This window comes from Rhizobium sp. PL01 (assembly GCF_033447125.1).
Taxonomy (GTDB): Bacteria; Pseudomonadota; Alphaproteobacteria; order Rhizobiales; family Rhizobiaceae; genus Pararhizobium.
The window spans coordinates 283,514-305,853 of the sequence record NZ_JAWQUM010000004.1 but is presented as its reverse complement, the minus strand read 5'-3'; the positions used below and the strand labels follow the sequence as shown (position 1 = coordinate 305,853).

Annotated in this window: 26 protein-coding genes; 14 read left to right on the top strand and 12 right to left on the bottom strand. The window is 59.5% G+C overall.

What is annotated here, in order from left to right; translation table 11 throughout:
- Nucleotides 1–98: 98 nt before the first annotated feature.
- Nucleotides 99–1,904 (top strand): ABC transporter ATP-binding protein/permease, encoded by a 1,806-nt coding sequence (locus R6X40_RS11860; RefSeq protein ID WP_318413798.1) that lies wholly within the window; start codon nt 99–101, stop codon nt 1,902–1,904.
- A gap of 91 nt (nt 1,905–1,995) precedes the next feature.
- Nucleotides 1,996–2,985: a tripartite tricarboxylate transporter substrate binding protein gene (locus R6X40_RS11855; RefSeq protein ID WP_318413797.1), complete on the top strand. Its 990-nt coding sequence runs from the start codon at nt 1,996–1,998 to the stop codon at nt 2,983–2,985.
- A gap of 51 nt (nt 2,986–3,036) precedes the next feature.
- Here R6X40_RS11855 and R6X40_RS11850 read toward each other — a convergent pair whose 3' ends face one another.
- From R6X40_RS11850 to R6X40_RS11820, 7 genes are all read right to left on the bottom strand, one after another.
- Nucleotides 3,037–4,683, bottom strand: coding sequence for an FAD-binding dehydrogenase (locus tag R6X40_RS11850; protein WP_318413796.1), 1,647 nt, complete (start codon nt 4,681–4,683; stop codon nt 3,037–3,039).
- A 125-nt stretch (nt 4,684–4,808) separates the two neighbouring features.
- Complete coding sequence (locus R6X40_RS11845) at nt 4,809–5,840, bottom strand: peptidoglycan -binding protein (RefSeq protein ID WP_318413794.1); 1,032 nt, start codon at nt 5,838–5,840, stop codon at nt 4,809–4,811.
- Complete coding sequence (locus tag R6X40_RS11840; RefSeq protein WP_318413793.1) at nt 5,840–6,943, bottom strand: MotA/TolQ/ExbB proton channel family protein; 1,104 nt, start codon at nt 6,941–6,943, stop codon at nt 5,840–5,842. Before R6X40_RS11840 ends, R6X40_RS11845 begins: the two co-directional genes overlap by 1 nt.
- A 157-nt stretch (nt 6,944–7,100) precedes the next feature.
- Nucleotides 7,101–7,901 carry an inositol monophosphatase family protein gene (locus tag R6X40_RS11835; protein ID WP_318413791.1) on the bottom strand — a complete coding sequence of 267 codons (801 nt, stop codon included), beginning with the start codon at nt 7,899–7,901 and terminating at the stop codon, nt 7,101–7,103.
- 70 nt (nt 7,902–7,971) lie between these two features.
- Nucleotides 7,972–8,535 (bottom strand): elongation factor P, encoded by a 564-nt coding sequence (gene efp / locus R6X40_RS11830; protein ID WP_318413790.1) that lies wholly within the window; start codon nt 8,533–8,535, stop codon nt 7,972–7,974.
- Between the two features lie 208 nt (nt 8,536–8,743).
- On the bottom strand, nt 8,744–9,946 hold the full coding sequence (locus R6X40_RS11825; protein WP_318413788.1) for a tetratricopeptide repeat protein: 1,203 nt from the start codon (nt 9,944–9,946) through the stop codon (nt 8,744–8,746).
- Between the two features lie 9 nt (nt 9,947–9,955).
- Nucleotides 9,956–10,609 (bottom strand): thiamine phosphate synthase, encoded by a 654-nt coding sequence (locus R6X40_RS11820; protein WP_318413787.1) that lies wholly within the window; start codon nt 10,607–10,609, stop codon nt 9,956–9,958.
- 103 nt (nt 10,610–10,712) lie between these two features.
- Here R6X40_RS11820 and R6X40_RS11815 point away from each other — a divergent pair, with 103 nt between their 5' ends.
- Nucleotides 10,713–11,492 (top strand): sulfite exporter TauE/SafE family protein, encoded by a 780-nt coding sequence (locus tag R6X40_RS11815; protein WP_318413785.1) that lies wholly within the window; start codon nt 10,713–10,715, stop codon nt 11,490–11,492.
- Nucleotides 11,493–11,634: 142 nt separating this feature from the next.
- On the top strand, nt 11,635–11,895 hold the full coding sequence (locus R6X40_RS11810) for an ArsR/SmtB family transcription factor (RefSeq protein ID WP_113317104.1): 261 nt from the start codon (nt 11,635–11,637) through the stop codon (nt 11,893–11,895).
- Between the two features lie 195 nt (nt 11,896–12,090).
- Here R6X40_RS11810 and R6X40_RS11805 read toward each other — a convergent pair whose 3' ends face one another.
- Nucleotides 12,091–12,264 carry a YdcH family protein gene (locus R6X40_RS11805; protein WP_318413782.1) on the bottom strand — a complete coding sequence of 58 codons (174 nt, stop codon included), beginning with the start codon at nt 12,262–12,264 and terminating at the stop codon, nt 12,091–12,093.
- A 178-nt stretch (nt 12,265–12,442) separates the two neighbouring features.
- Here R6X40_RS11805 and R6X40_RS11800 point away from each other — a divergent pair, with 178 nt between their 5' ends.
- The 7 genes from R6X40_RS11800 (at nt 12,443) to R6X40_RS11770 (ending at nt 17,300) form a co-directional block, all read left to right on the top strand.
- Nucleotides 12,443–12,646 (top strand): YdcH family protein, encoded by a 204-nt coding sequence (locus R6X40_RS11800; RefSeq protein ID WP_318413781.1) that lies wholly within the window; start codon nt 12,443–12,445, stop codon nt 12,644–12,646.
- A 115-nt stretch (nt 12,647–12,761) separates the two neighbouring features.
- A complete protein-coding gene (gene purE, locus R6X40_RS11795) occupies nt 12,762–13,226 on the top strand; it encodes a 5-(carboxyamino)imidazole ribonucleotide mutase (RefSeq protein ID WP_318414210.1) in 465 nt (154 codons plus the stop codon).
- Nucleotides 13,223–14,272, top strand: a complete 1,050-nt coding sequence (locus R6X40_RS11790) for a 5-(carboxyamino)imidazole ribonucleotide synthase (RefSeq protein WP_318413779.1) — start codon at nt 13,223–13,225, stop codon at nt 14,270–14,272. The genes purE and R6X40_RS11790 overlap by 4 nt, the downstream gene beginning before the upstream one ends.
- A gap of 184 nt (nt 14,273–14,456) precedes the next feature.
- Complete coding sequence (gene ykgO, locus R6X40_RS11785) at nt 14,457–14,582, top strand: type B 50S ribosomal protein L36 (protein WP_034855034.1); 126 nt, start codon at nt 14,457–14,459, stop codon at nt 14,580–14,582.
- Nucleotides 14,583–14,757: 175 nt separating this feature from the next.
- Nucleotides 14,758–15,351 carry a hypothetical protein gene (locus R6X40_RS11780; protein WP_318413771.1) on the top strand — a complete coding sequence of 198 codons (594 nt, stop codon included), beginning with the start codon at nt 14,758–14,760 and terminating at the stop codon, nt 15,349–15,351.
- A 137-nt stretch (nt 15,352–15,488) separates the two neighbouring features.
- Nucleotides 15,489–16,487: an alpha/beta hydrolase gene (locus R6X40_RS11775; protein ID WP_318414209.1), complete on the top strand. Its 999-nt coding sequence runs from the start codon at nt 15,489–15,491 to the stop codon at nt 16,485–16,487.
- 84 nt (nt 16,488–16,571) lie between these two features.
- Nucleotides 16,572–17,300, top strand: a complete 729-nt coding sequence (locus R6X40_RS11770) for a hypothetical protein (RefSeq protein ID WP_318413769.1) — start codon at nt 16,572–16,574, stop codon at nt 17,298–17,300.
- Nucleotides 17,301–17,372: 72 nt separating this feature from the next.
- On the opposite strand, the gene pyk is transcribed toward R6X40_RS11770, so the two are convergent.
- Both pyk and R6X40_RS11760 read right to left on the bottom strand, forming a co-directional pair.
- A complete protein-coding gene (gene pyk, locus R6X40_RS11765; RefSeq protein WP_318413768.1) occupies nt 17,373–18,812 on the bottom strand; it encodes a pyruvate kinase in 1,440 nt (479 codons plus the stop codon).
- Complete coding sequence (locus R6X40_RS11760; RefSeq protein ID WP_407951310.1) at nt 18,812–19,264, bottom strand: DUF1036 domain-containing protein; 453 nt, start codon at nt 19,262–19,264, stop codon at nt 18,812–18,814. Before R6X40_RS11760 ends, pyk begins: the two co-directional genes overlap by 1 nt.
- A 216-nt stretch (nt 19,265–19,480) precedes the next feature.
- Here R6X40_RS11760 and R6X40_RS11755 point away from each other — a divergent pair, with 216 nt between their 5' ends.
- From R6X40_RS11755 to R6X40_RS11745, 3 genes are all read left to right on the top strand, one after another.
- On the top strand, nt 19,481–20,275 hold the full coding sequence (locus R6X40_RS11755; RefSeq protein WP_318413767.1) for an N-formylglutamate amidohydrolase: 795 nt from the start codon (nt 19,481–19,483) through the stop codon (nt 20,273–20,275).
- Nucleotides 20,276–20,294: 19 nt separating this feature from the next.
- The gene (locus R6X40_RS11750; protein ID WP_318413766.1) at nt 20,295–20,600 is read left to right on the top strand and encodes a DUF1244 domain-containing protein; all 306 of its coding nucleotides are present in this window, start codon (nt 20,295–20,297) and stop codon (nt 20,598–20,600) included.
- Nucleotides 20,601–20,739: 139 nt separating this feature from the next.
- Nucleotides 20,740–21,003, top strand: coding sequence for a DUF2312 domain-containing protein (locus tag R6X40_RS11745; protein ID WP_318413764.1), 264 nt, complete (start codon nt 20,740–20,742; stop codon nt 21,001–21,003).
- A gap of 130 nt (nt 21,004–21,133) precedes the next feature.
- Here R6X40_RS11745 and msrA read toward each other — a convergent pair whose 3' ends face one another.
- Both msrA and msrB read right to left on the bottom strand, forming a co-directional pair.
- On the bottom strand, nt 21,134–21,655 hold the full coding sequence (gene msrA, locus R6X40_RS11740) for a peptide-methionine (S)-S-oxide reductase MsrA (RefSeq protein WP_318413762.1): 522 nt from the start codon (nt 21,653–21,655) through the stop codon (nt 21,134–21,136).
- The gene (gene msrB / locus R6X40_RS11735) at nt 21,652–22,101 is read right to left on the bottom strand and encodes a peptide-methionine (R)-S-oxide reductase MsrB (protein WP_318413761.1); all 450 of its coding nucleotides are present in this window, start codon (nt 22,099–22,101) and stop codon (nt 21,652–21,654) included. The genes msrA and msrB overlap by 4 nt, the downstream gene beginning before the upstream one ends.
- Nucleotides 22,102–22,340: the final 239 nt, after the last annotated feature.

Below are 22,340 nucleotides of genomic sequence, written 5' to 3'. Positions count from 1 at the left end.
TTTGATGCCGTGCCTATACATGATGGTCATTAGGATAACAAGTACCACCGGAGAAGACTCATGCGAGTTTTGCAGCTTCTTCCGGTATTGGAGGTCATGTGTCGAATGAGGTCGTTCAACCGGCGGGACGGAAGTCAGTCCGCCCGCTGGTCAAGCTGCTGCCCTACATCCAGCGCTATCGCAATCTCGTCATAGGTGCCGGTATTTCGCTGGTCGCCGCGGCCGTGACAACCCTGACGCTGCCGATGGCCGTGCGCCGGATGATCGATCACGGTTTCTCCAATTCCGATTCCGGTTTCATCAACACATACTTCTCCATGCTGATGATCCTGGCGATCATTCTGGCCCTCGCGAGCGCCTGCCGTTACTATTTCGTCATCACGCTCGGCGAGCGTATCGTCGCTGATCTGCGCCGCGATGTGTTCGATCATGTCACCCGGCTTTCGCCGTCCTTCTTCGATGTCAATCAGTCCGGCGAGATCGTCTCGCGGCTGACGGCCGATACGACGCAGATCAAGTCCGCAGTCGGTGCAACGGCCTCCGTCGCACTGCGCAATATCATCCTGTGTCTCGGGGCCATCGGCATGATGGTCTATACAAGCCCAAAACTGTCGAGCCTGGTGATTGCAGCAATCCCGGTCATCGTTTTCCCTCTGGTGGGTTTCGGCCGCTCGGTGCGCCGCCGGTCGCGCGAAGCACAGGACACGCTTGCCAGCGCCTCGGCCTATGCCGGCGAGGCCATTTCGGCCGCCCGCACCGTTCAGGCCTTCAATGGCGAAGCTGCGGCGCAGGCCCGCTATGGCAGCTCCGTCGAAAGCGCCTATCAGGCCGCGCGCTCCGCAATCAAGGCCCGCTCGATCCTCACAGCGTTTGCCATCACCATGATCTTCGGCAGTGTCGTCGCCGTCCTTTGGTTCGGTGCGCAGGACGTGCTGTCCGGTACCCTATCTGCCGGCACACTCGGCCAGTTCCTGCTTTACTCGGTCTTTGCCGCCGGTAGTCTTGGCGCGCTTTCGGAAGTCTGGGGCGAACTCTCCCAGGCCGCAGGTGCTGCCGAGCGCTTGAGCGAGCTGCTGGCTGAACAGCCCGAGATTACCGCCCCAGCCAATCCGCTGCCGATGCCGGAGCCGGCAGTGGGTGCCGTGACCTTCGACGATGTGCACTTCGCCTATCCGTCGCGGCCGGGCTACAAGAGCGTTAAGGGCCTGAGCTTTGCCGTCAAACCGGGCGAAACGGTTGCGATCGTCGGCCCGTCGGGTGCTGGCAAGAGCACGGTCTTCTCTCTGCTTCTGAGATTCTACGATCCGGTAAAGGGTGCAATCAGCGTTGATGGCGCCGATATCCGTGCCGTCGATCCGGAAGCCCTGCGCCGCCGCATCGCCATCGTACCGCAGGACGTGACTATCTTTGCCGCCTCGATCCACGACAACATCGCCTTCGGCCTGCCATCGGCATCACGCGACATGGTGAAAGCCGCCGCCGTCGCGGCACAAGCCGATGAGTTCATTGCCCGGCTCGATCAGGGATATGACACGCAGGTCGGCGAGCGCGGCATCACTCTGTCAGGCGGCCAGCGTCAGCGCATCGCCATTGCCCGCGCCATCCTGAAGAACGCGCCGGTTCTGCTGCTCGACGAGGCGACCTCCGCGCTCGACGCCGAGAGCGAAACGCTGGTGCAAAAAGCGTTGGACGGCCTGATGCGCGAACGCACCACGCTGGTTATCGCCCATCGCCTGGCAACGGTGCTGAAGGCCGACCGCATCCTGGTCATGGATCAGGGCAAGATCGTCGAAGAGGGCACGCACGCTTCCCTCGTCCGCCAGGGCGGCCTCTATGCCAAGCTCGCCCGGCTGCAATTCGACTACGATGCGCCCGAGGCAAGCAATGTTATCACGCTCGGCTAAGACGTTTAACGGTTAATCTCCCACCAAAGGTTGCCCTGCGGGCTTGCAGCGCTATTGTTGCCCGCAGCAACGTCTTTGGGAGGAGATTTGAATGGCATTGTCTTTGTTAAAGCGGCGGACTGCACTTGCTCTTGCGATGGTGGCGGCGTCAGCACTTGCGCTCGGTACGGCGGCGCAGGCGCAGGAATTCCCCGATCGCCCAGTTACCCTCGTGGTCCCATTTGCGGCTGGCGGCTCGACAGACGTCGTCGCCCGTATCATCGGGCAGAAGATGTCCGAGGATCTCGGCCAGCAGATCGTCGTTGAAAACGTCGCAGGCGCTGGTGGCAATCTCGGCGCCGACCGGGTGGCGCGCGCCGAAGCAGATGGCTACACCATCCTGATGGGCACGGTTGCGACGCACGCACTCAACCCCTTGATCCTGAAAACCAAACCCTACGATCCGGAAAAGGATTTCGCGCCGGTCTCGCTGCTGGTGCTTGTCCCCAACGTGCTGGTGGTGAACCCGGAACTTCCGGCAAAGAACGTCGCCGAACTGGTGGCATTGCTGAAGGCAGCGCCGGAGCAATATTCCTATGCGTCGTCGGGCAATGGTACACCACTGCATCTCTCCGGCGAATTGTTCAAGAAGATAGCCGGCGTCAACATTCAGCACGTGCCCTATAAGGGAGCAGGCCCGGCCCTGAACGACGTTATCGGCAACCAGGTGCCGATCATGTTCGACAATCTTCCCTCGTCTTCCAGCCATATCAAGTCCGGCACGTTGCGGGCGCTTGCCGTCACGACAAAGGACCGCGCGCCGTCCTTTCCGGATGTGCCGACGATCGCCGAAACCATCCCAGGCTATGAGACCTATACCTGGAATGCGCTGTTTGCCCCGGCAGGCACCCCGAAGGAAGCTGTCGACCGGCTGAATGCGGCGGCGAAGAAAGCCTTGGCAGACCCGGCAGTGGCTGAGAAGATGAAGGATTTCAGCGCCACCATCGTCGCTTCGACGCCGGAAGAACTGGCCACCCATGTCACCGCGGAGCTCGCCAAATGGGGTCCTGTCGTCAAGGACGCCAACGTCCAGCTGGATTGATTTAAAAACGCTCTCCGGTCATTCCGGGGAGCGGTTTTTCTCGCGCGCCGATCAGGCGCCGACGCTGCGCCCGGCAATGCGTCCCGAAAATAGGCACCCACCAAGGAACGTGCCTTCCAGCGCATTGTAACCATGCATGCCGCCGCCGCCGAAACCGGCCACCTCGCCGACCGCGTAGAGCCCCGGAACCGGTTCGCCTGACAGTTCCAGCACCCGGCCATTCAGATCGGTCTGGAGACCACCCAGCGTTTTCCGTGTGAGAATATTCAGCCTCACTGCAATCAGCGGCCCAGCCTTCGGATCAAGCAGCCGGTGCGGCTTCGCCGTCCGCATCAGCCTGTCGCCGAGATAATTGCGTGCGCCACGAATGGCAGTGACCTGCGCGTCCTTGGAGAACGGATTGCCGATCTCGCGGTCCCGCGCCTCGATCTGGCCACGCAGATGCTCCAGCGAAAGCCTCCCCTCACCGGTCAAGGCGTTCATCGCCTCGACCAGATCCTCCAGCCGGTCGCGAACGATGAAATCCTCGCCCTTGTCCATGAACGCCTGTACCGGCCCCGGTGGGTTCTTACCAAGGCGCTTCAACAGCAGCGGTATATTCTTTCCCGTCAGATCTGGGTTCTGCTCGGAGCCGGACAGCGCGAACTCTTTCTTGATGATCGCTTTGGTCAGGATGAACCAGCTGTAGTCCGCGCCACTTTTGCGGATCGCCTTCAAGGTACCGAGCGTATCGAAGCCCGGCATGGCGGGTGCTGCAAACCGGTTGCCATCCGCATCGCACCAGAACGAGGATGGCCCGGGCAGGATGCGGATACCGTGGTTCGTCCAGACCGGATCGAAGTTTCGGAGGCCCTCGGTATAGTGCCACATGCGATCCTTGTTGATCACCGATCCGCGCGCATGCTCGGCAATCTCCACCATCCGGCCATCGACATAATCCGGCACACCGCTGACCATGAATTTCGGCGGCGGACCGAGGCGATCGACCGGCCACTGGCGGCGGACCATATCGTGATTGCCGCCGATGCCACCGGACGAGACGACGACAGCGCCCGCCTCGAACCAGAACTCGTCGATAACTTCGCGCGAACTGCGCCGCCCGCGCGGCACACCGTCGTTTTTCAGAACCGAACCGCGCGCACCGGTGACCGCACCATTGCTCATGATCAATTCATCCACCTGATGGCGGAACCGGAAGCGAATGCGCCCTCTTGCCTCCAGCACTCGGGCCCGTGCAATGAACGGCGCCAGAACGCCAGGACCCGTTCCCCACGTCACATGAAAACGCGGCACCGAGTTTCCGTGCCCATCAGCGAGCCCACCGCCGCGCTCCGCCCAGCCGACCACCGGAAACCAGCGCATACCCTGGCCATGCAGCCAGGCGCGCTTTTCACCTGCCGCGAAATCGAGATAGGCCTCCGCCCAGCGGCGCGGCCAATAGTCCTCCGGACGATCAAATTGCGCCGACCCCATCCAGTCCTGACGCGCGAGATCAAGCGTATCGCGGATACGCATGCGCCTCTGCTCGGGACTGTCGACGAATAGAAGCCCTCCGAGCGACCAAAAGGCTTGCCCTCCGAGATTCTGCTCACCTTCCTGATCGAGTACGATGACCCTCAGACCGCGATCGGCAGCCTCCACGGCCGTCACAAGACCCGCAAGCCCTGCCCCGATCACCAGAACATCGCAATCCATCATCGCCCTCCTGCAATTCCACCAACCCACTCAGACATTACGCACACGTAAACGTCAGGGCAACGGGGAAACACAGCAGACAAATCGAGCGCGGTGACAGTGAACGCCGCGTCGAAAGACGGCGGCCGCTACTTCTCTGTGAGCTTCAACTCGATACGGCGGTTCTGCGACCGTGCTTCCGGCGTGTCGCCCTCGGCAATCGGCTGGAACTCGCCAAAACCGGCGGCAACCAGACGGTTGGCAGGCACCCCCTTCGAAATCAGGAATTTGACGACCGACGTCGCGCGGGCCGACGAAAGCTCCCAGTTGTCGACATAGCGCCCGGTGCCGGACAGCGGCACGTTATCGGTATGTCCGTCAACACGCAGAACCCAGTTGATCTCGGAGGGAATTTCCTTGGCGAGATCAAGCAGCGCCGAGGCAAGCTTGGCCATCTCTTCCTGTCCTGCGGGGTTCAGCTCATTGCCGCCTGAAGGGAACAGAACCTCCGACTGGAAAACGAAGCGGTCGCCGACAATGCGGATATTTTCGCGGTCGGAGAGAATTTCCCGCAGACGGCCGAAGAAGTCGGAGCGATAGCGGTTGAGTTCCTGCACGCGCTGCGCCAGCGCCACGTTCAGACGGCGGCCCAGATCGGAGATCTTCGTCTGCGACGCATTATCCTTTGCCTCAGACGCCTGCAACGCGCCCTCGATGGCAGCGATCTGGCTGCGCAGTGCTGCGATTTGCTGATTGAGCAGGTCGATCTGGCTCATTGCCCGGGTGCTGACCTGCTTTTCGGCATCGAGCTTGCCGGTGAGGTCACCAATCTGTTGATTGGCTGTGTCCGAACTGCCGGCCCCCTGTTCCAAAAGTGTCTGCAACCGTGAGCGCTCGCCTTCCGACGACGCGAGCGACGCCTGCAGATTGGCCAGCGAATCCTCGAGGTCCTGCTTGCCGCCCTTTTCCAGCGCGAGAAGCTGGGTCAACTCGTTGATCTGGCTGTTCAGCCGGTTGAGCACATCATCCTTGCCGCTGATTTCGCGGCTGAGCAGAAACTGCCCAAGTACGAACACGCAGAGCAGGAACATGATGGACAGAAGCAGCGTCGACAGGGCGTCGACAAAACCCGGCCAGTAATCGACAGTCCTCTGGCTGCGGCCCTTACGCGCCAGTGCCATCAGTCATTTCCTCCGGTGTCTTCAACGTGGGCGAGCTTGGGTGGGGCTCTGTCAGGATGCGCCGGGATCTTGTCCGCTTGTCCGATGCGGGCCGAAAGCTTGTCGAGCGTCTTGCGCATCGACTTTGCCTCTTCCTGCTGCGCCTCGATCCAGTCGCGCAGCATCTGCTGCTCGCCACGCATATTCTTGACCAGACCTTGAATGCCCTCCGCAAGACTTGCCATGGCTGCCGTGGTGCGCTGGTTCATGCCGCCGTCTTGATTGAGACGAGCCAACTGTTCCGTCAGCTGGCGCAATTCCTCGACCGGAGCAGTCAGCGGTTCGCCGTGAGCCGCCGTCCGGTCAGAATTGACATCGGTAACTGACGACAGCCAGTTTTCCAGTTCGGTATAGAAGCGGTTTTGCGCGCGGCCGGCCTGAAGATCGAGAAAGCCGAGAATCAGCGAACTCGACAGACCGAAAAGCGATGTCGAGAAAGCCGTGCCCATACCGGTCAACGGCGCCGACAGACCGGTTTTCAGGGCGGAGAGAACGTCCTCGGTGCTTCCGGTTCCAGCATCCAGCGACTGGATAACGGTATTGATCGAGCCGATCGTGCCGAGCAGGCCCCAGAACGTGCCGAGCAGACCGAGGAAGACCAGAAGGCCGATCAGGTATCGCGAGGTATCGCGTGATTCGTCGAGCCGGGTGGCAATCGAATCGAGAATGGATCGCAGCGCCGTCGTCGAGATCGACATCGAATGCCGCTGACCGATCAGTGCCCGCATCGGCGCCAGAAGTACCGGGTCGCGCCCAACCTTCTCGGCGCTACCTGCCGCGCGAAAGGAATTGAACCAGCGGACTTCCGGCCGCAGGCTGAAGACATGGTTGAAAACCAGCAGGACGCCAATCAGCAGAACGCCGAAAATCAGGCCATTCAGGCCGGGATTACTGAGGAAAGCCGCCTGCGCCTGGCGAAACAGGATGGCTGCAACGAACCCAACGATGATCAGGAAGATCACCATGGTCCAGAAGAAGACCATCGGGCTCGACAGCTTGTTGGGATTGTACCCCTCGTTCAAACCTCCGCCGGCATCCCATCCCGACAGTTCCAATTTCGCCATGGGGCTCTACTCTCCGGTTTGCCAGTACTGAGGCCTTGCCTGCCAAACAGGTAGGGCGACGCTGGGCGGAGACTAGAGGAACTTTGCGCCAAATTGAAGGGGAAACAACGGGCAACATCAACAGGATGAAACAGCTGCCCGTTCAGACCATTTGCGCTTACTTGCCCGGAATGGGGCGGTGCAGCACGTCGTGCAGCGCCTTGCGGATATATTCGTTGCCCGCGACGATCGAGCCGTCGTCCATTGGCTTGTTGCCACCGTCGATATCAGCAACCCAACCACCGGCTTCGCGAATCAGGAGAATGCCCGCAGCCAGATCCCACGGCATCAGGCCGCGCTCCCAGAAGCCGTCGAAACGGCCGGCCGCGACATAGGCGAGATCGAGCGACGCAGAGCCCATGCGGCGTACGCCGGCAACTTCGCCCATCACATGGCGCAGCTCGACCAGATAGGTGCCGTGGTTACCGGCGCCCAGATGCGGTGTCCCGGTGCCGATGACGGCGTCCGACAGATTCTTGCGGGCAGCAACGCGCAGACGGCGGTCGTTGAGGAAGGCTCCACCGCCACGTTCGGCTGTGTAGAGTTCGTCAGTTGCCGGATTGAGCATGACAGCAGCGACAACTTCTCCCTGACGCTCAAGCGCCACCGAAATGGCGAAATGCGGAATGCCGTGCAGGAAGTTGGTCGTGCCATCGAGCGGATCGACGATCCAGCGATGCGCACCGTCGGTGCCGATGACCTCTTCGCTTTCCTCGCCGAGGAAGCCATAGGTCGGGCGGGCCTTCATCAGTTCTTCGCGCAGCAGCTTTTCTGCTTTGCGATCGGCCTGCGAAACGTAATCGCCGGGGCCTTTCAGCGAGACCTGCAGGTTCTGCACTTCGCCGAAATCGCGCGCCAGGGACTTGCCGGCCTTGAACGCGGCCTGAACCATGACATTGAGAAGAGCTGAGCGTGCCATTTTGGCTTTCCTTCGAAACAGAAAACCGGCCGCAGGAACAGCCGGAGAAATTCAGATGTGCCGCTGCGGATCAGTCCGCGCGGCGGAGATAGGTAATTTCATTGGTATCGACCAGAATGCGCTCTCCAGTCGCGACGAACGGTGGAACCATGACGCGAACGCCATTTTCCATGATCGCCGGCTTGTAGGAGGACGCTGCCGTCTGTCCCTTCACCACCGGATCGGCTTCCGCAATCGTCAGAACCACCTGGTCCGGCAACGAGATGCCGATCGGCTTCTCGTCGTAAAGCTTCACCGTCACCATCATGCCGTCCTGCAGGAAGGTGGCGCGATCGCCGACGAAATCCTTCTGCAATTCCAGCTGTTCATAGCTCTCATTGTCCATGAACACCAGCGCGTCGCCCTGTTCATAGAGAAACTGGAAGTCTTTCAGTTCAAGGCTGACCAGTTCAACGGTTTCCGACGAGCGAAAACGCTCGTTCAGCTTGGTGCCATCGATCAGGTTCTTGAGCTCCACCTGATTGAAAGCACCACCCTTGCCGGGCTTGACGGTATTGCATTTCACGGCGGCCCAAAGACCGCCATTGTGCTCGACCACGCTGCCGGGGCGAATTTCATTACCGTTGATTTTCATGGGGAGCATTCCCTAAAGAACTCGGAGCCGCCCCTACGGCCAGCCAATCCGGCGCTTCAAGACCACAAAACCCCCGAAAGTTCAAGTCTGCTGCATACCTCCTTCAATCGGAATCGTTTTCAGGAAAGGATTATGCAGCAGTTCAAAGCGTTAGAGCGCTCTTTGCGCCTTTCGAAAGACGCGCTGCGCCGTAACGCCAAAAACAGGATCAGGACGAGCGGTATTTGTTGGCAGCGCTCAAAGCTGCCTTATGCTGTTCATCCGTCAGCCCCAGATAGAAGTCCTCGAGGACATCGTCCTTCAACCCGGCACGGCGCGACAAGACATACCATTTGGCCGCCTCGATCGGGTCAGGCCGCGTGCCGATCGCGTTGACATAGAGGTGCGAAAGCTTGTTCTGCGCCACGACATTGCCGCCTCCGGCTGCCCGCGACATCCACTTGAAGCCTTCCTCAAGATTGCGGTCACCGCCGATGCCATCGACCAGCCATATGGCAAGATCCAGCTGGGCGGTATCGAACCCGGCCTTGGCTGCCCTGAGCAACCAACCACGCGCCATCGACCGTTTGTTGTCATCGATGCCGTCGACATTCAGATAGATCTGCGACAGGGCATATTGCGCATCGGCAATGCCCTGCTCGGCGGATTTCTCATAATAGGGTAGCGCCGCCTTCAGGCCTTTTTCGCCCGGCATGTCGGCGACCAGCAGTTGGCCATAATTGAATTGCGCGGAAGAATTGCCGAGATCGGCAGCCTTCTTCATCAACTCTTCCGACCTCTTCTTGTCGCGCGTAACATCCCGCCCTTCCATCAAAAGCAGCGCGTATTTGAACATGGCCGCCGGATCACCGGAATTGGCCGCCTGGCCATACCAGAACGCCGCATCCTTCTTGTTGCGGGCAACGCCAAGGCCTTGCGAAAAAATTTCTGCGACCAGCGTTTGCGCCGCCGCATCCCCAAGCTGGGCACGCGGCAAGGCCAGTTCCATTGCTGTCAGGTAGTAGCCACGCTGAAATGCGCCATAGGCGTCGTCCGCCTTGCCTTCAAACGGCTTTTCCTGCGGCAAGGCCGGCAGTTCGGCGCCCATCCGTTCCAGCACATTGACGCCGGACGAAGGCTCGAGCTTTTTGACATCAGCCTTCTTCGCCTCGTCGTCGGCCTTCTTGGCATCTTCAGGAGATTGCAAGGCCGGGATCTCGCCCTCGGGCAGCGCCGCGCCATTGAAGGGCGTGATGCGGCCACGTTTGGCAACGACCCCCTCATCGTTTTCATCCTGCACGACAGCTGGCGCGGCCTCGTTGACACCCGGAAGCGCATCGTCGGCACGAAGGCCAGACGGCACAGCCAGAAGGGCAACTCCCAGCACAAGGAGAGGAATTCGGCACAGCGATGAATAAGGACGGATCAACATGGAAATGTCTTAAGCTTCAAACCGTGGCGCTTTTTCGTCAAGAAGTGCATTGACGCTCGCAACAATGGCGGGTGCCTGTTCCGGCTCTGCAAACACAGCCAGCCGCAACGCCACGAACTCCGCTCCGCTTTCGGCGACGGCCAGCACCGATTCCGGATCGGTGCCGCCCATGACGATGCAGGGAATTTCAATCATCGAGGCCCACCATTCGGCCAGCGCCACATTCTTTGGATGCGCTTCCGGCTTGATGTCGCCATCGACCTTGCCGAAGAACACATAGTCCGGGCGGACTTCGCCCATTTCCAGCGCATGGTGACGGTCAGTGGCATTGCCGCCGCCGACGATCAGCTTGGGCGAGAACTTTTCCATCGCCTCCGCCAGTTCCGCCGCATTGCCGGTGACATGCAGGCCATCGGCCTTGACCCGGCCCGCAACCCGCGTGTCGCCAGCAACCAACGCCGCAGCGCCAGCCTCCTGGATCAGCGGCACGAGTGCTTCGGCATGCTTCTGGAAAGTCTGATCGTCCAGCCCGTATTGCGGCACGATCACCGAGGCCACGTCGCCGCCACGCAGCGCGCCGCTGAGGATTTGCGCGCGGCTGTCGATATCGGCGATATCCGGCACGATAAGGACGAGGCGGCAGCGATTGTCTGTATTGCTCATAATGTCTCTGTTCCCGGTGAAATACGCGCCCGCGCAACACCCCTACTCGATTTCAATCTGCAAAAGCGATAGACCCTAGCGGCAAAAGGATCAACCGATACCCATGCTTCCTGATTTTCAATTCTATGCCATCGCCATTCCGGCGGTCCTGCTCGTCGGCTTCAGCAAGGGTGGCATGGGCGAAGCGCTTTCGCTGATGGGCGTGCCGCTTCTATCGCTGGCCGTCTCGCCGGTACAGGCGGCTGCCCTTCTTTTACCAATCCTGATTGCCATGGATCTGGTGGCGCTATGGACATGGCGAAAGCATGGCGACATGACGACGCTCAAGATCCTGCTGCCCGGCGCACTCGTCGGCATTGCTGTCGGCTGGGCCACAGCGGCCTATGTGCCGCGCGATGCGCTGCGATTGATCATCGGGGCGATCACCGTTCTTTTCGTGCTGCGCTATGTCTACAATCTCTGGCGGGCACGGCAGGGTATCATCACACCCGCCAAGCCACAGAGGCCGGTTCAGGCGACATTTTTCGGTGGTCTCGCTGGTTATGGTAGTTTCGTCGCCCATGCCGGTGGCCCACCATTCCAGATCTACACCCTGCCACTGAAATTGCCGCCGCGCGAATATACCGGCACGATCGTACGGTTCTTCGCCATTCTCAACGCCGTCAAGCTCATCCCCTACTTCGCACTCGGACAACTCGATCTCAGCAATCTCACCACGTCACTGACGCTGTTTCCGCTGGCGATGCTGGCAACGATGGCTGGCGCTTGGGTGGTCCGGCGCATGCAGCCGCAGGTATTTTATCCGTTCATGTACACGATGGCATTTCTGGCCGGCTCCAAGCTCGTCTATGACGGAATCCTTGCGCTTGTAGCAGGATCCTGACCATCCGGCGGCACCTGTCTTAAAAAGTCTGATATGAAGGTAGCGATTAGACACGCAGCGCTTGCATTTTGCAGAGCAAAATTTCTCTACCGCACTGCACAATTTACTTGCCGGGAGCCGCTATTTCTCTTAGCTTTTGCCCATGTCACACGCTGATCCCTTCGATGCGATCTCGGACCCGAACCGGCGGTATCTGCTGGAGGAATTGCGGCGCGCGCCGCGGACCGTCAACGAGTTGGCCGAAGGGCTGCCGATCAGCCGCCCTGCCGTGTCGCAGCATTTGAAGGCATTGCTGGATTCAAATCTGGTTTCCGTGTCGGCCAGCGGCACGAGACGGATCTACGCAATCAACAAACCGGGCTTTGACCGGGTCAATCTCTGGCTGGATCAGTTCTGGTCATGAGGGGTTTGGGCCGCTGAGGGCCAATCATCGGGAAACTCAATACTTGCGGGCTTTTGGCGGACATCATATCCGCACCAACCAAGTCCACGTATCAACAGCGCTTGAAACCGGCCTTCAAAATTCGCTTTGGCTTTCCGGTGGCCAATATATGCGCTGGAACAAAAGTCTCCCGATGAATGAGATTGCTTTAAGTAATCAGTGAGTTGAAGAACGAATCTTCTCAATTTCGTCCTTCAAGCGCAGCTTCCGACGCTTGAGGTCAGCAATGTGCTGGTCCTGGACAGATGGCTGGGTGAGGGCCGAGTGGAGCTCCTGCTCCAAAACACCATGTTTTTTCTCAAGCGTTGCAAGATGAGCCTCAATGGTCATGTGGCAGTCCCTTCCTTTTGCTTGCACCCGATCGGTAGATGCCGGGTGTTCCACGTATTAACCGAGATAGTGTGCCATGCTATTTTTCATTTGTCGAAGGCGAAATCGTGGCGAAGGATAACTTCCCGTTACCGACAATTCTGTGCTAGAGCGACGTTCGATTTATGGGGAACATTGCATGCCAGATCAGGATCAGGCCGAACTCAGACTGAGCGTAGCGCGGCTGAGGCAGGAACATGAAGACTATGATGTTGCGATCAACGCCATGATCCAGACAGGATGCGATGCCCTACGCATCCAGCGGATGAAAAAGAAGAAGCTGGTCATCAAGGACAGGATCACCAAGATCGAAGACCTGATCATTCCCGATATCATCGCCTGAAGCCGTGCGTGTCCGCCACGGATACGCTGCGAACGCTCCGGCCAGACCTTTGGCCCTGTAACAAAGCGGAACCAACAACGTGACGAAAGCAGCAACCCCGCCCGTCGCCATTATCATGGGCAGCCAGTCCGACTGGGAAACCATGAAGAATGCAGCCGACACGCTTGACGCCCTCGACGTCGCCTATGATGCCCGCATCGTTTCGGCACATCGCACGGTCGACCGGCTGATCAATTTTGCCAGAGGCGCACGCGACGAGGGCTTCAAGGTGATCATCGCCGGCGCCGGCGGTGCCGCGCACCTGCCCGGCATGACGGCGGCGATGACGCCTCTCCCGGTGTTCGGCGTTCCCGTCCAGTCCAAGGCACTCTCCGGCCAGGACAGCCTGCTCTCTATCGTCCAGATGCCGGCCGGCATTCCCGTCGGTACCCTGGCCATCGGCCGCGCCGGTGCGATCAATGCAGCTCTGCTTGCCGCCGCCGTTCTGGCGCTCAGCGACCCCGATCTTGCCGACCGGCTCGACGATTGGCGCGAACAGCAAAGCGCTGCGGTCGCCGAATACCCCGTGGACCAGGCATGAGAACGATCGGCATCATCGGCGGCGGCCAGCTCGGCCGCATGCTTGCTATGGCCGCAGCCCGGCTGAATTTCCGCACCATCATTCTGGAACCGCAGGTCGACTGTCCGGCAGCGCAGGTTGCCAATAGCCAGATTGTCGCCGCCTATGACGACCCGACGGCACTGGAACGGCTTGCTGCCGAATGTGATGTCGTCACCTACGAATTCGAGAATGTTCCCGTCGATGCAGCGGAACGTCTTTCCCGCTCCCTCCCCGTCTTTCCGCCGCCGAAGGCTCTGGAAGTGTCGCAGGACCGGGTAACCGAAAAACAATTCCTCAACGGCTGCGGCATCGAGACCGCGCGTTTTCACGCGATCGACAGCCAAGCCGATCTCGAGCAGGCGCTTGCCGACTTCTCCGGCAAAGGCGTCTTGAAAACCCGCCGCCTCGGTTACGACGGCAAAGGCCAGCGCGTGTTCAAGGATGCAACCGATGATGCCACAGGCGCCTATGCGGCACTGGGCGGCGTACCGTCGATCCTGGAGAGCTTCGTGCCGTTCGAGCGTGAAATCTCGATCATTGCCGCCCGCGGCATAGACGGCACAATCTCCTGCTATGATCCGGCCGAGAACATCCACCGCAACGGCATCCTCCACACGTCGACGGTCCCAGCCTCGATCAACGGTGCAACGGCTGAGGCTGCCCGCCTTGCCGCCACTGCCGTATTGACGGCACTTGGCTATGTCGGCGTCATCGGTATGGAGTTCTTCGTTCTTGCCGACGGCACGCTGATTGCAAACGAGATTGCCCCCCGCGTTCACAATTCCGGCCATTGGACGGAGGCCGCCTGTGTGGTCTCGCAGTTCGAGCAGCATATCCGCGCCATCAGCGGGCTGGCACTTGCAGACGGGTCCAAACACTCTGGCTGCATCATGCAGAATCTGATCGGCGATGATATTGACGATCTGCCAGTCTGGCTCGCCAAACCCAACGCCATGATTCACCTTTACGGCAAGACAGAAGCGCGGCCGGGGCGTAAAATGGGGCATGTCACCTGGCTTGCCTGAGGGTTTAACCCACAGAAAAGCCGCCAACCGCTGCGAAAACAGGCTCTCTGCGGTTGACACTTTTGCGATGCCGGGTTATTTGCCTGCCACCCTAAGAGCGCGCTCGGCCTTAACGGTCTGCAAGCGTGCTTTTCATTGTTAAAGACCGGCGAATTCAAAATCGCCGAAACTGCGGATCAGAAAAATGAAGATCAAAAATTCGCTTAAGTCGCTGAAGGCCCGTCACCGCGAGAACCGTCTGGTTCGCCGCAAGGGTCGCGTCTACATCATCAACAAGCTGAACCCGCGCTTCAAGGCCCGTCAGGGCTGATCCATCGTGCGCGCCGGAAGTTTGTGCTTTCGGAACGATCACGCATGGATTGAGTGCGCTCGCATACGCTTGCTTTCAACAAAGCCGGCAATCCGAGCGGTTCATCAGTTTGATGTCTCAAATTTGATTTGATCTTCGGCCATGGCGGACTACCTTATCTGCCATGGTTAAACTCATGCCTTCATTTTTGATTCTCGGCACTATGCTGGCCACCATCGCCAGTAGCACACTACCCGCCTTTGCCGCTGACGCAGCCCAGGCATCGGTGACGTCTGAACTGACGACGCCCAAGCAGCGGCTTGACACACTTTTTGCCGAATTGAAGCGTGAACGCTATCAAGACAAGGCGCGCGAGATTTCCAACCGGATCCGCGTGGAGTGGCAGGATTCCGGCAGCGCCACCATCAATCTCCTGATGCAATGGGCATCCAAAGCCGTCGAAACCAACAAGCAGGCTGCGGCGCTGGATATTCTCGACCAGGTCATCAGCCTCTCCCCGCTCTATGTCGAAGGTTGGAACCAGCGGGCGACGCTGCATTACCAGATGGGCAACTACCGTAAGTCCATGTCCGACATCAACCGGGTTCTGGCGCTCGAGCCCCGTCATTTCGGCGCCCTTGCCGGAATGGCTGCGATCCTGACCTCCTCCGGACAGGATGAGCTGGCGTTGCGCGCCTGGGAACAATTCCTCGATATCTATCCTTCCGACCGCAAGGCTCAGGAGCAGCTTGGCGAGCTTGAAGAAAAACTTGCCGGCAACCGCACATAATTCTGCCTGCGCGGCGAAACCGTAGCGCCTTTCTCTTCGTATCGCACGATAACCGAGCCATCCGGCCGATTGCCCCAACCGGCAGATTGCGTAGACGCGCGGAAGAACAATTGATGAAATTTGCTTTCAGGAAAGTCATGCTGCTCGTTGCATCCCTCTTCCTTGCCGCCCTCGTGACGGGATTCGGTTTCAGCTCCTATCAGGCAGCGGCCTTCGAACGGGACAATCCCAATACCGGCGAACGGATCGATATCGGCGGCTACCGGATGAACAGCGTCTACGTTCCCCGCCCGAAGAACGCAGACCTACCCACTCTGGTCTTCATCCATGGAGCGAGCGCCAATCTTCGCGATCCGATGGTTGCCTTCAGAGCGAAGCTTGAGGGCCGCGCCGACATGCTGTTCCTTGACCGTCCCGGGTTCGGCTTTTCCGATCGTGGTGGGCCCCAGAACGCCTATCCCGATGGCCAGGCCGATGCGATCGCGGCCTTGATGAAAAAACGCGGCATCAAGAAGGCCATCATCGTCAGCCACTCCTTCGGCGGCGCAATTGCGGCAACCTTCGCCCTGAACCACAAGGACATGGTGGCGGGCCTGTTGTTTCTATCCCCTGCCACGCATCCCTGGCCTGGAGGCATCGAATGGTATTACAGCGTCACCAAAACGCCTGTGCTCGGCTGGCTGTTCGCGACGCTGGTGGCGCCACCCATAGGCCTTGCATCGATCGACAAGGCAACCAAATACGTCTTTGCCCCCAATCCCCGCCCTGACACCTATATCGAGGATACAGCCGCCTATCTGGCCATCAGACCGGCTACCTTTCGCAGCAACGCCATCGATATCGCCAATCTGCTCGACTACGTGAAGCGGGTCTCACCGCGGTACAAGGAGATCAAGGCGCCAACCGTGATCATCACCGGCGATGCTGATCGCGTCGTCTTGCCGGAGATCCACTCGCGGCAACTGCATGAAGATATCGCAGGCTCGATACTGCTGCGCATCCACAATCTCGGCCACAAGCCGGATTACATCGTCACCGACTTGGCGATTTCCGCAATCGAATCGTTGGCGGGAAAGAAGCGCGACCTGAACGCACTCGCGGCACAGGCAGAGGCCGGGATTACAGTGGTAAACTAGTCGATTTCAGCAACTTACACGCTCACACGCCAGCCCCACACAAGCCGTTGAATGCAACGTGCGGCCTCAATCTGGAGGCTCTTCATGCACATCGGCGGCATTGCCACAATCTATTCCTTACGAACCACGCCAGCGGCCGCAGGGGCATCGTCTGCCGTTGCACAGGACGCCCCACAAAGCCCGCAGAACCGAGCGCTCACGATGCTGAAGAGCGTTACAGAGACCGAAACCGATGCCATAAAAGCGCGCGCCAGAGAACGTTTGGAAGACGCCAAGAAGCAGCTGGAATTCCTGCGCCGCTGGAATTTCGATCCGGAAATCCTGGCCCGGCAGGCAGGCCATCTGGCCCGTGAAGTCGGCGATGCAGCCAAGGACTTTGCATCGGCGGTGACTGCCGGTTCATCGACAGAATCCGCAGCAAACGGCGCGACGACGGCAGCAATGCTTGCCGGGCAGTCTGACGCGGAAACAACCGGGACGACCGAGAGCGGCGAAGACGATTTGTCCTTTGCCCAGAAGGCCTACCAGGACACGATGAAAGACGGCACCGGGCAAAAGACCGTCTCCGCCGGCGACCGCAAGACGCTTGAGGAATTCAAGGCCGTGGCGCAAGAGATCAAGGCGCTGCTCGAAGAAGCGCTACGCCGCATGCGTGAACAGAAGAATGCCGACCAGTATGCCATCGCGGAAGCACAGAAGTCCGGGCATAGCCTCAACCAAGCCATTCAGGGTGTGAACGCCGCGCTCGGTGGCGGCTCACCAGTTGGCGCTCCGGGCATGACGGTCGCAATACCCACCAGCATCACTATCTGAGCGGATACGCCGCGCAACAAAAAACCGCCGGATCGCTCCGGCGGTTTTTTTCGTAAATGGCAAAGACTTGTCTCAGACGCCGCTGAGGCCGTCGGAGCCGATATAGGCGATGCGCAGCATGTTGGTGGCACCCGGTGTCCCGAGCGGCACGCCGGCCGAAATGATCACCCGGTCGCCCGGCTTACCGAAACCTTCGGTGGCGACGATGCGGCAGGCGCGGTTGACCATGTCGTCCAGATCGGTCGCATCGGACGTGACGACGCAGTGCAGACCCCAGACGACGGAGAGACGGCGTGCCGTCTGGATAACCGGCGAGAGAGCAAGGATCGGAACCTGCGGACGCTCGCGCGCGGTGCGCAGGCCGGTCGTACCGGACGACGTATAACAGACGATAGCCGAAAGCTTGAGGGTTTCGGCGATCTGGTGGGCAGCCAGCGAAATCGCGTCGGCGCCAGTGGCTTCCGGCGGCGTGCGCTGGGCGTAGATAATGCCCGGATAATGCGGATCGGTTTCGATCTTGCTGGCAATCGACGCCATCGTGGCAACCGATTCCACCGGATAGTCACCGGAAGCCGATTCAGCCGAGAGCATGATCGCGTCAGCGCCTTCAAACACGGCGGTCGCCACGTCAGAGACTTCGGCGCGGGTCGGAACCGGAGCGGAAATCATCGATTCCAGCATCTGCGTAGCAACGACGACTGGCTTTCCGGAACGGCGGGCAGCGCGGATCAATTGCTTCTGCAGGCCGGGAACGGCTTCGAGCGGCATTTCAACGCCCAGGTCGCCACGGGCAACCATCAGCGCATCGGACAACTCGATGATCTCGTCGATCCGCTCGATCGCCTGCGGCTTTTCGATCTTCGACATCAAGCCGACGCGGCCGCGCGAGATCTTGCGGACTTCGGATAGGTCTTCCGGGCGCTGAATGAACGACAGGGCAACCCAGTCGACATCATCGGTTTCGAGCACGGCGTCGAGATCGGCGCGGTCCTTTTCGGTCAACGCGCCGACGCTGAGCAGCGTATCGGGCAGGCTGACGCCCTTGCGGTCGGAAATCTTGGTGCCGGCGATAACCGTGCAGACGATGCTCTTGCCATCAGATTTGTCGGCGCGCAGATGCAGCTTACCGTCGTCGATCAGCAGGCGGTGGCCGGCCTTGACCGATTCAAGGATTTCCGGATGCGGAAGGTAGACGCGGGTTGCGTCGCCCGGTTCGTCCTTGTTGTCGAGCGTAAACGTCTGGCCGGGAACCAGATCGACCTTGCCGGCAGCAAACTTGCCGACGCGCAGCTTCGGGCCCTGAAGGTCGGCGAGAATGCCGATCGGGCGGCCACAGCGCGCCTCGACATTGCGGATACGCTTGATCAGCGTGCGCATCATGTCGTGGCTGGCATGGCTCATGTTGATCCGGAAAAGATCAGCCCCCGCCTCATGCAGCTTCTGGATCATCTCTTCTTCGCTCGATGCCGGTCCGAGCGTTGCGAGGATTTTGACTTTTCTATTCCGCTTCATCAGTTGTGGCTTTCTTGAGTCCCTGGGGTATCGGACAACTGAACCATCCAGCTTCCCTGACGCCCCGTGTCATATTCTTTGAACCCCATCCGCTGAAAGCCGCGCGCAAAGCAATCCTGCACGCCGGTCACTTTGAACTCATTTTCGGCAACGCACATATTGACGTCGCCGGTCCAGCGTCCACCGCGAGCCGCATCTTCAGCATAGAGGTAATAGTATCGTGATTGGAGTTCGCCCTCGATCAGCGTCGCACACGTCGTTGCGGGAACCTGCCACCACCCTTCGGTGATCCAGCCTTCCTTGGCACGATAGCCGATAGCGACACCGACCAGATTCTGGGTACCATTGCAGACGCGGAACTCGGCGTGGGCTTCACTTGCGATCAGGGCCGGCGAAAACGCGGTCAGAACGAAGAGGAGAACAGCGCTTAAAGACCAGCTCCGCAGATTCAGCCTGGAAAAAGGATATCTGGACACGGTTTCCAATGGGTCTCCGTTGCGATTTGTCGAGGGACTTTCTTGCGACGATGGGGCTCGAATGTCAACGCGACTCTAATCGATTACATCCGGCTTTTTGTTGTCGGAAAGATCGTAAAATGGCCATTGTCTTGCGATTACCAGCACAGCGTGTCATCAAATTCCGTCAAGAGTGAAACGAGTTGATACTGTATGCTGCAAACATCGTCTTTCGAGATCATTGAAGGAAACAGTGCAGCCGGGTTGGTACTGCTGGCCGATCATGCCACCAACCGGTTGCCAGCGGAATATGGCCGGCTCGGCCTTCCGGAAAGCGCCTTCTCCCGCCACATTGCCTATGACATCGGCGTCGAGGCCCTCGTCCGCCGGCTGGCCATGCAGTTGGGCGTTCCCGCCGTACTCAGCTGTTTTTCGCGGTTGCTGATCGATCCCAACCGGGGTGAAGACGATCCGACGCTGATCATGAAGATTTCCGATGGAGCCATCATTCCCGGCAACCACCCGATTACCCCGGAAGAATGGGAAATCCGCCTCAATCGTTTCCATCGTCCCTATCACCGTGCGGTCTCGCAAACCATCGCTGATGTCAGCGCAGCCAGCGGCAATGCACCGCTGGTCATCTCCATCCATTCTTATACGCCATCATGGAAGGGCGTGCCGCGTCCATGGCATGCCGCCGTTCTCTGGGATAGCGATCCGCGTGCGGTCACCCCGTTGATTGAAGCGCTAGAGGTTTCCGGCGATATCCTTGTCGGCGATAACGAACCGTATGATGGCGCGCTGCGCGGCGACACGATGTTTCGCCACTGCATGGAAACCGGCATTGCCCACGCGCTGATCGAAGTGCGCCAGGACCTGATCGGCGACGATAGCGGCGTTGCCGAATGGGATGCCCGGCTTGGGCCGATCCTTGCAGATTTGAATGCCCGCCCCGAATTGCACGAAATCAGGCGCTACCCTTCGCGCACTGGCCCCTACGCATTCTGACAGTTGAAAGAGACCGACGATGAGCGACCTGACACCACAACAACAGCTTGAATTCGAAGCCGCCGCTTTTCGCCGCCTGGTTTCCCACTTACGTGAACGCAACGATGTGCAGAACATCGACATGATGAACCTGGCCGGCTTTTGCCGCAACTGCCTGTCCAACTGGTACCGCGATGCCGCCAATGCCGCAGGCGTCGATATGGACAAGGAAGCATCGCGCGAGATCGTCTACGGCATGCCTTACGAGGAATGGCGGACGCTCAACCAGCGGGAGGCGTCCAGCGAACAGAAGGCCGCCTTTGAAGCGAGCAAGCCCAAGGAATAACGTCCGCAGGGGCCTCTCCAAGCCTAAAATTAGCGCGATGTTACGCAATGTCACTTGACCTCGACCGCACTTCACGGCAGGTCACAGCCTCACAAATTCAGTCCCACCCTCATTGATATCCCCCAACAAGGAGAACACCATGTCGGATGCCCACGGCGTCGCACGCGACCAGCTTCGTTCGTTCATCGAGCGCATCGAGCGGCTGGAAGAAGAAAAGAAAACCATCGCTGACGACATCAAGGATGTGTACGGCGAAGCGAAGGGTACCGGCTTCGACACGAAGATCCTCAAAAAGGTCATCGCGATCCGCAAGCAGGACAAGGATGAGCGCCTGGAACAGGAAGCCATCCTCGACACCTATCTCGCTGCACTGGGCATGATCGAAGCCCCGGAAGCCGAATAACATTCTCTCCACGCAGATGACGCCACGGCCAAAACGGCCGGCGTGCATCAGGATTCAAAAAGGCCGGTCCCATGACCGGCCTTTTATCATTCAACAAGCCCGTCAAGGCTGGCCTTGACGGGGTGTTTCCTCACGCAGCCGCTTCACTGCCCTTGTCACGGCGCGGTAGTTTCCAGCCCGGACGGATGAAGTGGCAGGTGTAGCCGTTCGGAATCCGCTCCAGGTAATCCTGGTGCTCGGGTTCGGCCTCCCAGAAATCGCTGACAGGTTCGACTTCCGTAACCACTTTGCCCGGCCATAGTCCGGAGGCATCAACGTCGGCAATGGTTTCCAAGGCAACCCGCTTCTGCTCGTCGCTGGTATAATAGATCGCCGAGCGATAGCTCGCACCCCTGTCATTGCCTTGGCGATCGGCAGTCGATGGATCGTGGATCTGGAAAAAGAACTCCAGCAGATCGCGATAGCTGATCCGCGCCGGATCGAAGGTGATTTCGATGCCTTCAGCATGGCTTCCATGGTTGCGATAGGTCGCATTCCTGACGTCACCGCCGGTATAACCGACCCGGGTATCGATCACGCCATCGTAACGGCGGATCAGGTCCTGCATGCCCCAGAAGCAGCCGCCGGCCAGCACTGCGCGTTCAGTTGTCATCGGATTTCCTCCACCTGATCGAGATAATCACCATAGCCTTCCGCCTCCATCCTGTCGCGATCGACGAAGCGGAGCGAGGCCGAATTGATGCAATAGCGCAGTCCACCACGATCGCTCGGACCATCGGTAAACACATGACCGAGATGGCTGTCGCCATGAGCGGAGCGAACCTCGATACGCACCATGCCATGCGAGGCATCGCGCAACTCGGCAACGTGGGCCGGCTCTATCGGTTTCGTGAAGCTCGGCCACCCGCAGCCAGATTCATACTTGTCGGATGACGCAAACAGCGGCTCGCCGGAGACGATATCGACATAAATGCCCGGCTTCTTGTTGTCGTTATATTGGCCGGTACCCGGCCGCTCCGTGCCATTCTCCTGCGTGACGCGATACTGTTCCGGAGACAATTTCGCAACCGCTTCCGGGGTCTTGCTGTATTTCGACATTCGCATACTCCTTGTCCGCTTCAAACGGGATCATCTCTTCCGGCCTTCCAGTGCATGCGTACCACGTCGCGCAAAAAACTAAAGCGAGCGAGAAAACGCGCGGTCAGTGAAAGAGATGGTCGTGATATAGGAAGGTGGATGGGCTTTTGCCACGCCTGCAAAGGGCGGAAACCGCTTCAGGTCCACACATCATGCACACGTTCCTGTGATGCCGGCGGGCAAAACCGGAGATGGAAAAA